The organism is Peribacillus sp. NPDC096448 (assembly GCF_044762675.1).
In the GTDB taxonomy this organism is placed as follows: domain Bacteria; phylum Bacillota; class Bacilli; order Bacillales; family DSM-1321; genus Peribacillus; species Peribacillus frigoritolerans_B.
On the sequence record NZ_JBIWEU010000001.1, the window covers coordinates 218,210 to 234,535 of the forward strand.

Here is a 16,326-nt window from a genome sequence, read left to right on the forward strand (position 1 = left end):
TGGATGATGGGCGGCCAAAACGGAGGCCAGCCAGGTATGATGATGGGCGGCCAAAACGGAGGCCAGCCAGGTATGATGATGGGCGTCCAAAACGGAGGTCAGCCAGGTATGATGATGGGCGTCCAAAACGGAGGTCAGCCAGGTATGATGATGGGCGGCCAAAACGGAGGTCAGCCAGGTATGATGATGGGCGGTCAAAATGGAGGTCAGCCGTGGATGATGGGCGGCCAAAACGGTGGCCAGCCAAGTATGATGGGCGGTCAAAATGGAGGTCAGCCGTGGATGATGGGCAGTCAAAACGGAGGCCAGCCAGGGGTGATGCCGGGACAATTTGGTGGTCAGCCAGACATGATGCGCGGTCAGCTTGGGGGGCAACCTGAAGCAATGTTACCTGGACAAATGGGAGGCCAGCCAGGCCAATTCGGGGGCGTTCGTGCGCCTGAAACATTTGGGATCCCGACATATGTAGATGAAAGCGATGACTATTAATCATCAAGGAGACAGTGTTTTTAACACTCGTCTCCTCTCTTATTTAAATCGTAAGCCAAAGAATGTCCGCCATATTCAAAGCAGTGTCTATTTAATAACTTTTGAAAAGGGTCATTCAATGATTCTTAAAGGATTCGACAGTTTTGAAAAATGGGATCGCCAAAGAGAATTGACTTCTTTGTTAAAACAAAAGGGATTTCATCAAACGTATTATATTCATCAGAATTTAATGCCCTTTCAATTTAAAGGGAAATGGTATGGCAGTATGGACTATTTTCCGCCGAGTAAGAAAAAATTCAGATTTTCCAATCATAAGGACCGCTTAGAAGGCGTTCAGTTACTGGAAAGCTTCCATGATGTGTCGGAAAATCTCTCCATTAACGCGCCTGTATTCAATCAATCTAAAAAGTGGAAAGAACGCTTATCACTCTTTAAAAAGAATTTTTCTTATGTTCGCCAATATGTTTCCGAAGATATTATCAAGGAATGGATTAGATGGGGGGAATGGTCGCTAGAGGGGTTTGATAAAAATCAGTCTTTATGGGATAAGGAAAAGAAAGTCATCATTCATGGTGATTGTGCCCACCATAATTTCTTGCGTAGAGCGGACGGCACTTTGACTTTAATCGATTTTGACTTAATGGCAAATGCCCCGAGGTGCATTGATTATTTACAGTATGCAAATCGAATTTCGCAGCATTTGGAAGATGCGGCCAACGAGCTGTGGGAAGTGCCGCAATTGCAAAGGTATCAGTCAGACCTGGCCTTTTTATATGCTTTAACTTATCCTACCGATATTTTCCGTGAATGGAATCGTCTTAATAAAAGTTCTTCCCAGCTTCATTCGGTCTGGAAAATGTCCGTGGAAGGTTTTTCGGAGCGGATGGAGATGAATGAAAAATTGGCGAAAAGGATTTCTTCCCTTAATAGGAATTAAAACGGGTATTTGGCCGTATCTTACAGAGTACATTTCCCGTTCGACACCCATGCTAATTATGAGCGGAATATAGCTCATTCTATTGCAATGGGAGGGTTATTGGTGCAGAAAATAAAATGGGCCCAGCCGCTATGTACGGTATTGGCCGCCGTCAGTTTGGTTGGATGTGCTAATAATGATACAGCGGAAAATGAAAATATCACGAATGATACAGGTTACCATGAAAAAGATGCATTGGTACGGAACATCAATTATGAGAATATGGTGCAAGGTTTATACAATAAAGATGATGCGTACAGTAAGAGTGACCGTAACTACCATGGACATGAAAGTAAGCCGCTTAAGGCAAAATCATCTTATTATAATTCTTATGAAGGCTCTTTAGCCGACAAAGTAAATGGTGTCGCTAATAAAGTGGAGCCGGTTATCGATGCCAGGACAATCATCATGAAAGATGAAATGCTGGTAGCCTTGCTGCTTGATGACTACAGCCAAGCAAAAGATGTTAAAGAAAGAATCAAGAAGGAAATCGGACCGCTTACCAATGGCCGTACCCTATATGTAACCACCGATGAAGGTGTCTATTTCAGGACGATGACTCTTGATAACAATCTTCGGGATGGCGATACGAGGGAAATGATCATTTTGGATGCCAATGACCTGTTCGATAACCTTAACATTCACGAAAATCACTTAAAATAATTTGTGGGCTGACCCGATGTGGAGTCAGCTCTTTTTGATTTTTTTCTGGTTAATAATCCTTATTTGGGTCAAACTACATAAAAAGTAAACGCCTTAAGAGGTGAGTATATTGTTTAATCAACTTAGAATCCAATTTTTCATGACACTCTTCATATTGCCATTTTGCTTAACCGTTTTTGCCGAAGAAACCGTTCAAAAGGAAAATGATCCAATTGAAAGGAAGGTCATTCTTCAGCGTATGTATCTGGATGGCGAGTTAAGTGAAGAGAAATTGACAGAAACGATTTGGTCGATGGAAGACTTTTGGGCAAAATATGAAGGATGGAAAGTAGTCGATCAAAATGAAGAGCAGATTGTCATGAAGAAAATTGAGAATGACATATCTCCGCTTTTAAAAGCGAATGGTTACCTTGGGATGAGGGAAGATGGTACATTATCCATTTTTATCGGAAGGCCTGAGCACGCCAAGATCATTCATACATTCTACCAAATAGACGTTGGTAAACTTGAAGCATACAAGCAGGAGGAACTGCAAAAAGGGATTCCGATCATGAATAAAGACCAATATAAACAGCTCATTAAAGAATATGAGCCATATTCGGTAAACTAGGGGGGATGATCTCCCATCCTCCAGGCTGTAGACTAACTCGATAATGATGGAGTTTGTCTACAGTTTTTTTAGTATTCCCATTTGACCGTTGACTTCCACTGAAGGCACTGGCTTTCAGCGGGCGGTCCGCCCTCGGCGCTTTTGCGCCTGTAATGTCTCCCTTTGACGCGTATATCCCGCAGGAACCTTGCACCCCGTTCCAATCACCTTTGTTTTTAAGGATGATAGTAAAACCCGGAATTCCTTGTGAAAAGTCTTTGCCGAGTATGAAATAACTTTTAATGAACAACACCCCTTTTTTATGATAAAATGAGAGGTACAGCAAAATCAGGGAGAGAATTAATTTGTATGATTATATAAAAGGCAAGGTCGATTATATTGGGCCTGAATACATAGTTGTGGAAAATGGGGGGATCGGATATCAAGTGATGACGCCGAATCCTTTTATTTTTTCCGCTCAATACCAGAGAGAAATCCAAGTTTTCTTATATCATTATGTTCGTGAGGATATGGTGGCGTTATACGGATTCCAGACTCGTCAAGAAAAGGCGTTATTCACAAAATTATTGAATGTAACCGGAATCGGGCCGAAAGGTGCTCTAGCGATATTGGCTTCAGGCCAGGTTGATCAGGTGGTGCAGGCGATCGAAAATGAAGATGAATCGTTTTTGGTGAAATTCCCGGGAGTCGGAAAGAAAACGGCACGGCAGATGATTCTCGATTTAAAAGGGAAACTTGAGAACATTATTCCGGATGCGTTTCCCAACTTGTTTAACGAAGGCGTCACGGCTGCAATCAGTTCAAATGGTTATACGGAGGAATTGGATGAAGCCGTTCTTGCATTGAAGGCTCTTGGTTATTCTGAAAAGGAAGTCCAAAAGGTAGCCAAGAAATTGCAAGCTGAAGATATGACGACCGAGCAATATATTAAGAAAGCATTGCAAATGATGTTAAGATAAGGAGTGGCGCAATGGAGGAGAGAATATTCAATCAGGAAGCCGATTTGAACGAACTGTCCTTTGAACAAAGCCTGCGGCCGCAAAACTTAAAGCAATATATCGGACAGGATAAAGTGAAAGCGAATTTGAGTGTATATATCGAGGCTGCAAGGATGCGTGAAGAAACGCTCGACCATGTACTTCTATATGGACCGCCTGGACTTGGAAAGACGACGCTTGCCGTCATCATCGCCAATGAAATGGGTGTGAATATCCGCACGACTTCCGGTCCCGCCATTGAACGGCCGGGAGATCTGGCGGCCATTCTGAGTGCACTTGAACCAGGTGATGTATTGTTCATTGATGAGATTCACCGTCTTCCCCGTGTCGTTGAAGAAGTGCTATATCCGGCTATGGAGGACTTCTGTCTGGATATTGTAGTCGGTAAGGGACCGGAAGCCCGTTCGATCAGGATCGACTTGCCGCCGTTCACACTCGTAGGGGCCACGACACGGGCAGGCTCACTGTCTGCACCGCTCAGGGACCGATTTGGCGTTTTGAGCCGTCTTGAATATTATACGGAAAACCATTTGACTGATATCATCATCCGTACAGCAAGAATCATGGATACGGAAATGGATGATCAAGCAGCGGCAGAACTTGCAAGAAGGTCAAGGGGAACCCCGAGAATTGCCAATCGGCTTTTACGGAGGGTCAGGGATTTCGCCCAGGTACGCGGTGATGGGACGATAACGGCCGAGCTTTCCGATTATGCACTTGAATTAATGCAGGTCGACCGTTTAGGACTCGATCATATTGACCATAAATTACTTAAAGGGATCATTGAAAAATTCCGTGGCGGGCCCGTGGGTCTGGAAACGATTGCTGCAACGATTGGCGAAGAGGCACATACGATCGAAGATGTGTATGAACCATATCTCTTGCAAGTCGGTTTTCTTCAGCGTACCCCAAGAGGCCGGATGGCAACACAGCTTGTTTATGAACATTTCGGCATGGAGATGCCTGAATGATGAATATTCCAAAGATGGTCATGATTCTGGGTGTGATTATATTCGTGATTGGTTTTGCGATGAAATATATCCATCTTGGCAGGCTGCCGGGGGATATTTTTCTGAAAAAGGGGAATACGACGTTTTACTTTCCTATCGTTACATCAATCATCGTCAGTGTTGTGTTGTCCGCGATTTTTTATTTGATCGGCCGTTTTAAATAATGATTACAGCTTGATAGACACGTAAGGAAGTGGAACAGATGAAATTGGATATGTTTGATTTTCATTTACCGGAGGAACTGATTGCCCAAGTTCCTTTGGAGGATAGGGAAGCAAGTAGATTGATGGTACTGGACAAAGAAACCGGTAAGCTCCAGCATGATGTATTCAGCCATATCACGGAATATATCAAACCGGGAGATTGCCTGGTGTTGAATGATACAAAAGTGCTTCCGGCCCGACTATACGGCAGTAAAGAAGGGACGGGTGCAAAAATCGAAGTATTGCTGCTTAAGCAAGATCATGATGATGTATGGGAAACGCTTGTGAAGCCGGCCAAACGGATTAAAGAAGGCTCGACGATCGTTTTCGGCGATGGTAAGCTAAGTGCCGTCTGTACAGGTGTACTCGAGCATGGCGGCCGAATCCTTGAATTTAAATATGAAGGCATATTTTATGAAATACTGGAGCAGCTTGGCGAAATGCCGTTACCTCCATACATCAAGGAACAACTCGACGACCAGGACCGCTATCAAACCGTATATGCGCGGGAACGGGGATCTGCAGCGGCACCTACCGCTGGACTGCATTTTACGGAGGATTTGCTTGAGAAACTTAAAGGGATGGGTGTCCACATCGCCTTCATAACGCTGCATGTTGGGCTTGGTACATTCCGCCCGGTAAGTGTCGACGATATTGACAGCCACGAAATGCATTCGGAATTTTATCAAATGACGGAAGGCACAGCAAGATTACTGAATGACGTGAAGGAAAAAGGCGGGAAAATCATTACGGTAGGCACTACGTCCACAAGGACATTGGAAACGATTGCGTCCCGCAATGATGGGGTTTTCAAGGAAGAGAATGGCTGGACGAGCATCTTCATTTATCCTGGTTATGAGTTCAAAGGGATCGATGCGATGATAACGAACTTCCATTTGCCCAAATCGACGTTAATCATGCTTATTTCAGCACTTGCAGGCAGGGAGAATGTCCTTCATGCCTATGAAACGGCTGTGGAAGAAAAATACAGGTTCTTTAGTTTTGGAGATGCAATGTTAATTAAGTAATATAAGAGTGAGAAGCTCTTGAAGGGAGTTATTGCGTTGACTGCAATACGATATGAGTTAATCAAAACATGTAAACAGACAGGGGCACGGCTAGGCCGGGTCCATACGCCGCATGGTTCTTTTGAAACGCCGGCATTTATGCCGGTTGGAACGATGGCTACTGTCAAAACGATGTCACCGGAAGATTTGAAACAGATGGGGGCAGGCATCATCCTGAGCAATACGTACCACCTATGGCTGCGTCCGGGGCATGAAATCATCAAGGAAGCTGGCGGATTGCATAAGTTCATGAATTGGGATCGGGCGATTTTGACCGACTCAGGCGGCTTTCAAGTCTTCAGTTTAAGCGAGTTCCGCAAAATTGAAGAAGAGGGTGTGCATTTCAGGAACCATCTGAATGGCGATAAATTATTTTTATCTCCGGAAAAAGCGATGGAAATACAAAATGCGCTTGGCTCCGATATCATGATGGCATTTGATGAATGTCCGCCATTTCCGGCTACAGAAGAGTATATGAAGAAGTCGGTTGAACGGACATCACGCTGGGCGGAACGCTGTTTGAATGCACATGAGCGTCCAAATGACCAAGGGCTGTTCGGTATCGTTCAAGGCGGGGAGTTTGAAAATCTTCGCAAACAAAGTGCAAAAGACCTTGTCTCCCTTGACTTTCCGGGTTATGCTATTGGAGGACTATCCGTAGGGGAACCGAAGGATATCATGAACCGCGTCCTTGAGTTTACAACTCCGCTGCTGCCATCTGACAAACCACGTTATCTTATGGGTGTCGGTTCACCGGACTCATTGATCGATGGTGCACTCCGCGGTGTTGATATGTTTGACTGTGTTCTGCCGACGCGAATCGCGCGTAATGGTACGCTCATGACGAGCAAGGGGCGGCTGGTTGTGAAAAATGCGAAGTATGCACGCGATTTCGGTCCTATCGATGAAAATTGCGATTGCCATGTTTGCAAGAATTATAGCCGGGCATATATCCGCCATTTAATTAAATGTGAAGAAACCTTTGGGATTCGTCTTACGACTTACCATAATCTTCATTTTCTGTTAAACTTGATGGAACAGGTCAGACAAGCTATTCGAGAAGATCGCCTTGGAGACTTTAGGGAAGAGTTTTTTGAGCAGTATGGTTTCAATGAACCAAATGCGAGAAACTTCTAATTCCATAAATATTTTAATGAACGAAAGGAGTGAATATACTTAAATGGGTAATTTAACACAAATACTTCCGTTGATTTTAATGTTCGTATTGTTCTATTTCTTATTGATCCGCCCGCAGCAAAAACGCCAAAAGGCTACGCAAAACATGCAAAGCAGTTTGAAAAAAGGTGATAAAGTTGCTACTATCGGCGGCATGCACGGAACAATCGATGCAATCGATGAACAGCAAATCGTCATTAAATCACCAGACGGTACAAAACTGACTTTTGACCGTGCGGCAATCCGTGAAATTACGGAAAGCGCACCGAATAAAGAAACATCCCTATAAAACAAACGAAAACCGGGCCATGTGCCCGGTTTTTTGCTGTCTTTTTTAATCGGAGCGTGAGTCGGAACTCATGTTGACCCCAAGAACGCCGCCCATCATGGCCGTAATCACAAAACAGCCATAGTATATCCATTGCTTGATGGTGAAAAGGGCATCGTGACCTAAATATTGAAAAAGGAACACGACCAACAGATAAAGCAGCCCAGTGCTTCCGCCCAAGAATAGTCCTTGCTTCTTCCCTTTGCCTCCTGAAATGAATCCACCAATGAACAGCGATAAAAAGGATACGATCATGACCACGTATGTCAGGGATGATTCCGTCAGTGAAGTAAAACGAAGAAGGATGGAAACGATTAAACTAGCAATCATCGCTATGGCAAAGATGGAGCCTACGCCATAAATTACGGCGACACTCATTTTTTTAGTTTCGATGGGTATTCCTCCTTTTTAAAAGGCTGGTACGTATAGCCTGTTTATGTGTTTGTACAAGCATATTCCCGATATCGAACCTTTAGACCAGCAGCTTCCCGTAAAATTAGAAAAGATTATGGAGTAATTTTTCAGTTCCCAAGCCATGCTATGGATGAAGGAAGTGTTGTTGAAGTGGATATCTATCTAGGGATTATTTTTCGAACGACGGTAATCTATCTGGTCATCTGGTTCCTTTTTCGAATGATGGGTAAGCGGGAAGTTGGGGAACTGAGTGTTCTCGATTTAGTGGTATCCATCATGATAGGGGACATTGCTGTGCTATCCTTTGAAGATTTGGAAAAACCGTTTATCCGACAGACTATCCCAATGTTTGTCCTCGCGATCCTCCAAATTACATTGGCATTTGCCTCATTGAAAAGTGTTAAATTTCGCTATTTCATGGACGGTAAGCCGCAGATCATCATTAATCAAGGGAAAATAGATGAAAAAGCGATGCGCAGACAACGATATAATTTTGATGACTTATTGACCCAACTTCGTGAACAAGGAATTATTGATATAAACGAAGTGCAATTTGCCATCCTTGAAACTTCAGGAAGGCTCTCGGTGATTAAAAAAAGCGACGAAGAAGGGTCGGAAAGTCAGGTACCATTCCCGCTGATTGTCGACGGAGAGATACAGGAAAAAAATCTTGATAAAATTGGGAAAAACCATTTTTGGCTTCTGAATCAGTTAAAAGAACATGGAGAAACGAAGGTTAAAGAGATTTCGATTTGCGGGTACATAGATGGACAATTTTACATTGATAAAAATGAAATGAAGAAATGACCGAAGCCTTTGAGTGCTTCGGTTCATTTTATTTCCAAGCCAATTTTGACAAAAAGTCGCCAACTACAGGAATCCTGATCAGATCGGCCTTTTTTATGCTGCCGGTCATGAGCAGGAAAAATGTGAACAGCAGGATAACGACGGTTACGGAAAGCAAAAGCCGTGTACCGATAGGCTGTGAGGAGAGCGGGAATTGATAAAGATAATAACCGCCCCATCCTGAAATTAAAGCAAGGACCAAAGCTGAAATATAGCTGCGGAAATGAAGCGTGAAAGGGACGACCTTCAGCACGGTTGAGAAATGCAGGAAAGTAACGAGCATCGTACCGACAGCTATCCCGATTGCGGCTCCCATGATCCCGAAACTTTCCTTTGAAGCCAGCAGCCAGATCACACCGATTTTAAGGATGTTCCCAGCCAGGCTGTTGAACATTGCGGCCTTTGCAAGATCCAGTGCTTGCAGCATGGATTGCAGCGGATATTGAAAGTAATATAGGATGAAAAAAGGTGCCAGGAATTTAATGAAAACAGCAGCATGCGAAGACCCATACATGACTTGTAATATCGGTTCGGCAAAGATGAACAGAATGACGATAGCTAAACAGCCTGTGATAAAGGTGATTTTCAGGGCTTGTTGAAGCCTGTGTTCAACGAGTAAAAAGTTTCCGGTCGTACGGGCTTCGCTCACTGCCGGGACAAGTGCCGTCGCCAATGATGATGTAACGAAGGAAGGAAGCATGAGTAAAGGCAGAGCGTACCCTGTTAACTCCCCGTATTGACTTGTGGCTGCGGCCGCGGTGACTCCGGCAAGTGCCAAACTCTGGGCGACCACTATTGGTTCGAAAAACCACGATACCGATCCGATCATCCTGCTTCCGGTGGTAGGAAGGGCGATCCCCATCAATTCGGTGAACGTTCCTTTTCCGGATTTGACATTCTTGAAGAAACCCTTTCTGAACTTGAAATGTTTCTTTATTTTAAAGCTGGTCAATAAGTAGATGAGAGATACAAGCTCACCGATAATCGATGCAAACATTGCCCCGGCTGCCGCATATTCGATTCCATATGGCAAAAAGGCCTTGGTCAGGACGGCTATGAAAGTGATTCGGGCCACCTGTTCGATAACTTGTGAGAAAGCGAAGGGCTTCATATTTTGCTTGCCTTGGAAATAACCGCGCAGTACGGATGAAATGGCAATGATCGGTACGATTGGGGCAATCGCCATGAGCGGCCATATCGTCCGTTCGTCAGTGAATAGGTATTCTGATAGTACCGGCGCGAAAAGCAGCATCGCGGGAGTGAAAACCATCGATAAAGTAAAGGTGCAGGCCAAAGAGACGACAAGGATTTTCTTGATTTTTCGTTCATCACCTCTGGCATTGGCCTCGGCCACGTATTTCGAAATGGCGATTGGCAGGCCTAACTGGGTTATGTTCACGACGAGAAAGAGTGTCGGTAAAGCCATCATATATAAACCAACGCCTTCTTCGCCGATGAAGCGGGCGATGACAATACGGTTAATGAAACCAAGAACCCTTGTAATCAGGCTTGCGATTAATAAAATCAGCGTCCCTTTTAAAAATTTGGACATTGAACTCCCTCCCTGCCTTCTCAAAAAAGCGGTTATGCTATACAATTATCTATATGCTTGTACTTGGACAAAGCATGACAAAAGTGTTTGTTTGCGTTCTAACAAATGATAAGAAACCCTTCTAAGAAAATGCGCATTCATATGAGAATCATTTTACTGGAGGCAAAGTGATGGCAAAAAAGAATCATCCCTATCAAAGGTATTATCTTAAGGTGCGTCCTTTTTTGAAGAGCAAGCGTGAGGAATTCCAAATGGTCGGATTGAATGCCGTAACAGAGGAAGACATATGGGGAACCTTAACCAAAAATAAATGGAAGCGCCCGCAGGAAAACATTCACCTTCATGAACTTGTCGCAGATATCGTGACATTTTCGAGCAATCAGTTCATGACCTTCCAAATGGTCGAAGCTTATAAATCACCGAACCTATTCGAGCCGCTTTCCGAAGAGGAACTGAAGGAGCTTTTGAAGGAATAACGCAAAGATATACTTAAATTGACAGCTGTTTGTATATGACTCATAATAGATATGGTTATGCTTTTTTTTGGAAAAAGCATGGGAAGCTGTGTCTTTTTTCTCAAGAAGCAAAGGGTATGCAGTTATCATATAAACAAAAAATGAAAGTTTTTTTAACTTCAGGAACAGGCGTATTATAGAAAGGGGCCTACTACATAATGGTAAAAAGAAGCAGGATCGTTGCGTTTTTTCTAATCGCACTTTTGATTTTCGCAGCGATGGGGACGACTTCAAAAGGAATCCTAAAGGATATCAAGCTGGGTCTTGATCTTCAAGGCGGTTTTGAAGTGTTATATGAAGTAAAACCGCTGAATGGGGAAAAGATCACCCCCGATGTTTTGAAGGCTACAGTAAGCTCACTTTTGAAGCGTGTCGATGTTTTGGGCGTTAATGAACCTAACATTCAAATTGAAGGGAAAGACCGGATTCGCGTTCAATTGGCCGGAGTCAAAGACCAAAACAACGCTCGGGAAATCCTTTCGACACAAGCTAAATTATCCTTCCGTGACTACAACGATAAGGAAATGATGACCGGTGCCGACCTGAAAGAAGGCGGCGCGAAACAAACGTTCCAAGATAATCAACCGGTTGTCGAAGTCACGCTGAAAGATGAGAAAAAGTTTAAAGAAATCACTCAAAAAATATCCTCGATGGAAAGTCCGACTAATGTCCTTGCAATCTGGTTGGATTTCGAGGAAGGAAAAGATTCCATTAAAGATACAGCTTCTCAGGACAATATGATTTCAGCTCCAGCTGTCAGTGAAGTTTTCAATACGAAGAAGGTGTATATCACCGGTCAATTTACGGTGGAAGAAGCAAAAGAGCTGGCAGATCTTCTGGATGCTGGTGCCCTGCCTGTAGATTTAAAAGAAAAGTACTCCACTTCTGTAGGTGCCCAATTTGGTGCAGGTGCACTGAATGATACTATTTTTGCAGGAATCATCGGAATTGCACTTGTTTTTATCTTCATGCTTGTGTATTACCGCTTCCCGGGATTCATTGCAGTCGTCACTTTAAGCATCTACATTTTCTTGACGCTATTAGTGTTTGATTGGATGAATGCAGTCCTTACGCTGCCTGGTATTGCGGCACTGGTACTCGGGGTCGGGATGGCTGTCGATGCCAATATCATAACGTATGAACGAATCAGGGATGAATTGAAACTTGGCAGATCCGTTAAAGCGGCTTATAAAGAAGGTACGAAAAACTCACTTGCTACGATCACGGATGCGAACTTAACGACCTTACTTGCTGCTGCCGTTCTGTTCTATTATGGAACAAGCTCGGTTAAAGGGTTTGCTACCACTTTGATCATTTCGATTTTAATGAGTTTCATTACAGCCGTCTATGGCACACGCCTCTTCATGAGCCTGTGGGTGAATAGCGGGTTCTTGGACAAACGTACATCATGGTTTGGAGTGAAGAAGAAATACATTCACGATTTATCCGAGAAAATGGATTTAATGTCATTGCCAACACGCTTTGATAAAATCGATTTCGTCAAACATCGGAAAGTTTTTTATGGCATTTCAATCGGTGTCACCATTATCGGGATCATTTTCCTGCTCGTCTTCAGATTGAATCTTGGGATTGATTTCACGAGCGGTACCCGAATCGAGATTGCCTCCAAAGACGTCTTGACGACTCAGCAAGTTAAAACCGAAATGGGCAAGGTCGGTATTGATGAGAAGGATATCAAGGATGTCAGGCTCGCTGGAAAAGACAATAAAAACGCTGTCGTTCGGACAGTCGGTGTCCTTGATAAACAGGAAATCGCTGAATTGAAGGACCATTTCAAGGAAGATTATGGGGCAGAACCGAATGTCAGCACCGTTTCGCCGACAGTAGGGAAAGAACTTGCGAAAAATGCCATGATTGCGTTAGCGATTGCATCAATCGGAATCATTTTGTATGTATCGATACGATTCGAATGGCGGATGGCTGTACCGGCCGTCGTCGCACTTATACATGACGCATTCTTCATCATCACGATATTTAGTGTATCTCGGCTCGAAGTGGATATCACCTTCATTGCTGCGGTTCTGACGATCGTCGGTTATTCGATCAATGATACGATCGTAACCTTTGACCGTATTCGTGAAAACCTGCGCTTCAGCCGTAAAATCAAAACCGTCGAAGAACTTGAGAACATTGTGAACATCAGTATCAGGCAAACTTTGACGAGATCCATTAACACGGTTCTGACCGTTCTCATTACGGTCATCGGGTTGATGATCTTCGGCAGTGAAGCTATACGCAACTTCTCCATTGCCCTGTTTATCGGTTTAATATGCGGCGTGTATTCATCGCTATTGATCGCTTCCCAATTCTGGCTTGATTTGAAAATCAGGGAATTGAAGAAGAAAGGTCCGCTGAATACCGCAAAAGAAAAGAAACAAAGTCTTGAAGGACAAGTTTAATAGGTGAGAGGGGGCTGGCATGATGCCAGCCTTCTTTTTTTGTTGAACCAAGCTTATTGTATAGGGAATTACAGCCAATTATGAGTTTAAAATAAAATTGAAACTGGTATATCCGTTTTGTATAATGAGTAGGTTGAGGGGTGAATAAATGTTAAAGCCAAAAACCCGGTGGAACTTGCGAACTGCCGATGAAAACAAAGTTGCTGTACTAGCTGAAGAGCTTCATATCACACCTTTGGTTGCAGCCCTGCTTGTGAATCGAGGCCTGGATACGATTGAAAACGCCCGATCGTTTTTATTTGTAAAAAATCAAACTTTTCATGATCCATTTTTATTGAAGGATATGGATAAAGCAGTATATAGAATAAGAGAAGCCATTCAAAATGGAGAAAAAATACGTATATTCGGTGATTATGATGCGGATGGCGTGACATCAACCACAGTGATGATGACGGCGTTGACGAGATTGGGGGCCGATGTTGATTTTTATATCCCGAATCGGTTTACAGAAGGATATGGTCCGAATCCGATGGCATTCCGCCTTGCAGCTGAGCAAGGTGTGAAGGTATTAATAACCGTCGATACCGGAATATCCGCAGTCGATGAAGCGAAACTTGCCGCAGAGCTGGGTATGGATTATATTTTGACCGACCACCATGAACCGGGGCCGCAACTTCCTGAGGCATTGGCGATCATCCATCCTAAACTTGAGGACAGTTCCTATCCATTTAAAGACCTTGCCGGAGTAGGGGTCGCATTTAAGCTGGCACACGCCTTGCTTGGGGAATTGCCTGAGGATTTGCTTGAAATAGCGGCAATCGGCACGATAGCGGATTTAGTGCCTTTACAAGGGGAAAACCGAGTCATTGCCGCGAAAGGCATCGAGCAGTTAAGATTGACTCGCCGCCCGGGACTTGTTGCGTTAATGAAAGTGGCGAATGTCCAGCAGGAAGCATTGAATGAGGAATCGATCGGCTTTGCAATGGCACCGAGGATTAATGCTGTCGGGCGGCTTGGAGATGCCGATCCCGCTGTTGATTTATTGATGTCCGAAAGTCTGGAAGAAGCAATGGAACTTGCCAATGAAATCAATGAGATCAATAAAGAGCGGCAGGAAATGGTTGCAGCAATGGCGGAGGAAGCGATTGCTGAAGTAGAGGAAAACTTCCCGCCGGAGTCCAATGGCGTGCTCATCATCGGCAGGGAAGGCTGGAACGCCGGAGTTGTGGGGATTGTGGCCTCTAAACTTGTTGAACGCTTTTACCGGCCCACGATCGTATTGAGCTATGACCGGGAAAAGGGATTAGCTAAAGGTTCTGCTCGGAGCATCGTTGGTTTTGATCTTTTTCAAAGTCTTTCCGAATGCCGTGAAATGCTGCCTCATTTCGGTGGACATCCGATGGCTGCTGGAATGACATTGAAAATTGAAGATGTTCAGGAGCTTAGGGACCGCATGAACTTGATTGCGAAGGAACAACTGAACGAAGAGGACTTCACACCGATTACAAACTTGGACGGGGCTACGACTTTAGCTGAAGTTTCCATTCAAACGATTCAGGAAATGAGCTTGCTGGCACCATTTGGGGTTACGAATCCTAAGCCGAAGATTTTGATAGATTCCGTACAGCTTTCAAGTGTCCGCAAAATTGGTGCCAACCAAAATCACTTGAAGGTTCAGCTGGAGGATGATGGAAAACACAAACTTGACGGTGTTGGCTTCGGTCTCGGTCATTTTGTCGATGAAATAGCTCCGCACGCTGAAGTTTCGGTTATTGGAGAGCTCTCCATCAATGAGTGGAATAATGTGAAAAAGCCCCAGATCTTTGTCCAGGATGTCTCTGTGAACCATTGGCAGTTATTCGATTACCGCGGAAAGGGACAGGCTGAGAAGTGGCTTGCTGACATTCCTGTACAAAACCGGAAGATCGTCATTTTCTCGGAAGATATTTATGGCAGATATCCATTTTTGCAAAACCATCCAGATCTCGTTACTATCAAGAATGAACTGGATGCTGAGCAGCTCGACTGCTTCGAAGGTCATTTGGTATTCATGGACATGCCGCCGTCCAGGGAATATTTGAAACGGGCGATTGCCAATAAGAACCCTTCTCGTATCTACGCTCACCTTTCACATGAACAGGACCATTTCTTAAGTACGATGCCGACAAGGGATCATTTTAAATGGTTTTATGCCTTCCTTGCCAAAAAGGGTCCGCTAGACGTGAAAAGATATGGTGATGACCTAGCCAAATATCGGGGCTGGTCTAGAGATACAGTGGATTTCATTTCGAAGGTGTTTTTTGAGCTTGATTTTGTTACAATAGAGAATGGGTTAATTATGCTCACAACCAATGCGAAAAAACGCGATCTCAGTGAATCTGAATCGTATACAAGAAAGAAAGAGCAATTTGAGCTTGAACAAGAGCTTGTATATTCTTCCTATCAGCAATTATTCGATTGGTTCAATCATTATTTAGGTCATGAGGCAACAGACCTTGAGGAGGAAACAAAGCAATGGATTTAAAGCAATATGTAACAATTGTGCAAGACTGGCCAAAACCGGGTATCGTCTTCAAAGATATTACAACATTAATGGATAACGGCGCAGCTTATAAATACGCAACAGACCAAATCGTCGAGTATGCTCGCGATAAAAATATCGACTTGGTGGTCGGGCCGGAAGCACGCGGATTCATTATCGGATGTCCAGTCGCATACTCATTGGAAGTGGGCTTTGCGCCAGTGAGAAAAGAAGGAAAACTTCCACGTGAAACGATAAAAGTCGAATATGGATTAGAATACGGCAAGGATGTATTGACAATCCATAAAGATGCCATTAAACCGGGACAGCGTGTCCTGATTACGGATGATTTGCTTGCTACCGGGGGAACAATCGAAGCGACGATCAAACTGGTTGAACAGCTTGGCGGAATTGTAGCCGGGATTGCCTTCCTTATTGAATTGACCGACTTGGATGGAAAAGATAAATTAGATGGCTATGATGTCTTGACTTTAATGAGCTTTTAATAAAGGAGAGCACTCTGATTAGGGTGCTCTCT

Annotated in this window: 16 protein-coding genes and 1 pseudogene; 15 read left to right on the forward strand and 2 right to left on the reverse strand. The window is 43.9% G+C overall.

All coding sequences use genetic code 11. The features are described 5' to 3' along the window. The 10 genes and pseudogenes from ACIQ0C_RS01065 to yajC form a co-directional block, all read left to right on the forward strand. Window positions 1-489 (forward strand): annotated as a pseudogene (locus tag ACIQ0C_RS01065) (translation initiation factor IF-2); the annotation flags it as partial. Then, on the forward strand, window positions 479-1,426 hold the full coding sequence (locus ACIQ0C_RS01070) for a phosphotransferase (protein WP_403056100.1): 948 nt from the start codon (window positions 479-481) through the stop codon (window positions 1,424-1,426). The pseudogene ACIQ0C_RS01065 and the gene ACIQ0C_RS01070, both read left to right, overlap by 11 nt. A gap of 102 nt (window positions 1,427-1,528) precedes the next feature. Then, on the forward strand, window positions 1,529-2,128 hold the full coding sequence (locus tag ACIQ0C_RS01075; RefSeq protein WP_403056103.1) for a YhcN/YlaJ family sporulation lipoprotein: 600 nt from the start codon (window positions 1,529-1,531) through the stop codon (window positions 2,126-2,128). A 100-nt stretch (window positions 2,129-2,228) separates the two neighbouring features. After that, window positions 2,229-2,738, forward strand: a complete 510-nt coding sequence (locus ACIQ0C_RS01080; protein WP_402835198.1) for a BofC C-terminal domain-containing protein — start codon at window positions 2,229-2,231, stop codon at window positions 2,736-2,738. Window positions 2,739-3,082: 344 nt separating this feature from the next. Beyond that, complete coding sequence (gene ruvA, locus ACIQ0C_RS01085) at window positions 3,083-3,697, forward strand: Holliday junction branch migration protein RuvA (RefSeq protein WP_402835197.1); 615 nt, start codon at window positions 3,083-3,085, stop codon at window positions 3,695-3,697. A gap of 11 nt (window positions 3,698-3,708) precedes the next feature. Further along, window positions 3,709-4,707, forward strand: coding sequence for a Holliday junction branch migration DNA helicase RuvB (gene ruvB, locus ACIQ0C_RS01090; RefSeq protein WP_403056106.1), 999 nt, complete (start codon window positions 3,709-3,711; stop codon window positions 4,705-4,707). Then, window positions 4,704-4,910: a DUF2905 domain-containing protein gene (locus tag ACIQ0C_RS01095; RefSeq protein ID WP_034308809.1), complete on the forward strand. Its 207-nt coding sequence runs from the start codon at window positions 4,704-4,706 to the stop codon at window positions 4,908-4,910. Before ruvB ends, ACIQ0C_RS01095 begins: the two co-directional genes overlap by 4 nt. Window positions 4,911-4,948: 38 nt before the next feature. Beyond that, window positions 4,949-5,977, forward strand: coding sequence for a tRNA preQ1(34) S-adenosylmethionine ribosyltransferase-isomerase QueA (gene queA, locus ACIQ0C_RS01100; RefSeq protein ID WP_402835196.1), 1,029 nt, complete (start codon window positions 4,949-4,951; stop codon window positions 5,975-5,977). 36 nt (window positions 5,978-6,013) lie between these two features. Then, on the forward strand, window positions 6,014-7,153 hold the full coding sequence (gene tgt / locus ACIQ0C_RS01105) for a tRNA guanosine(34) transglycosylase Tgt (protein ID WP_403056110.1): 1,140 nt from the start codon (window positions 6,014-6,016) through the stop codon (window positions 7,151-7,153). 43 nt (window positions 7,154-7,196) lie between these two features. Next, window positions 7,197-7,481: a preprotein translocase subunit YajC gene (gene yajC / locus ACIQ0C_RS01110; protein ID WP_402835195.1), complete on the forward strand. Its 285-nt coding sequence runs from the start codon at window positions 7,197-7,199 to the stop codon at window positions 7,479-7,481. Between the two features lie 45 nt (window positions 7,482-7,526). Here yajC and ACIQ0C_RS01115 read toward each other — a convergent pair whose 3' ends face one another. Then, a complete protein-coding gene (locus ACIQ0C_RS01115; RefSeq protein ID WP_096337820.1) occupies window positions 7,527-7,898 on the reverse strand; it encodes a TIGR04086 family membrane protein in 372 nt (123 codons plus the stop codon). Window positions 7,899-8,060: 162 nt separating this feature from the next. On the opposite strand from ACIQ0C_RS01115, the gene ACIQ0C_RS01120 reads away from it, so the two are divergent. Beyond that, on the forward strand, window positions 8,061-8,741 hold the full coding sequence (locus tag ACIQ0C_RS01120) for a DUF421 domain-containing protein (RefSeq protein ID WP_483878357.1): 681 nt from the start codon (window positions 8,061-8,063) through the stop codon (window positions 8,739-8,741). Window positions 8,742-8,769: 28 nt separating this feature from the next. Here the strand turns inward: ACIQ0C_RS01120 and spoVB are convergent, their stop codons facing one another. Then, window positions 8,770-10,332: a stage V sporulation protein B gene (gene spoVB, locus ACIQ0C_RS01125; RefSeq protein ID WP_403056116.1), complete on the reverse strand. Its 1,563-nt coding sequence runs from the start codon at window positions 10,330-10,332 to the stop codon at window positions 8,770-8,772. A 170-nt stretch (window positions 10,333-10,502) separates the two neighbouring features. On the opposite strand from spoVB, the gene ACIQ0C_RS01130 reads away from it, so the two are divergent. From ACIQ0C_RS01130 to ACIQ0C_RS01145, 4 genes are all read left to right on the forward strand, one after another. Beyond that, window positions 10,503-10,808, forward strand: coding sequence for a post-transcriptional regulator (locus ACIQ0C_RS01130; RefSeq protein WP_034308797.1), 306 nt, complete (start codon window positions 10,503-10,505; stop codon window positions 10,806-10,808). A 197-nt stretch (window positions 10,809-11,005) separates the two neighbouring features. Then, window positions 11,006-13,267: a protein translocase subunit SecDF gene (gene secDF, locus ACIQ0C_RS01135; RefSeq protein ID WP_403056119.1), complete on the forward strand. Its 2,262-nt coding sequence runs from the start codon at window positions 11,006-11,008 to the stop codon at window positions 13,265-13,267. A gap of 148 nt (window positions 13,268-13,415) precedes the next feature. Beyond that, on the forward strand, window positions 13,416-15,791 hold the full coding sequence (gene recJ, locus ACIQ0C_RS01140; RefSeq protein ID WP_403056122.1) for a single-stranded-DNA-specific exonuclease RecJ: 2,376 nt from the start codon (window positions 13,416-13,418) through the stop codon (window positions 15,789-15,791). Then, window positions 15,782-16,294 carry an adenine phosphoribosyltransferase gene (locus ACIQ0C_RS01145; RefSeq protein WP_034308789.1) on the forward strand — a complete coding sequence of 171 codons (513 nt, stop codon included), beginning with the start codon at window positions 15,782-15,784 and terminating at the stop codon, window positions 16,292-16,294. The genes recJ and ACIQ0C_RS01145 overlap by 10 nt, the downstream gene beginning before the upstream one ends. The last annotated feature ends 32 nt before the right edge of the window (window positions 16,295-16,326 follow it).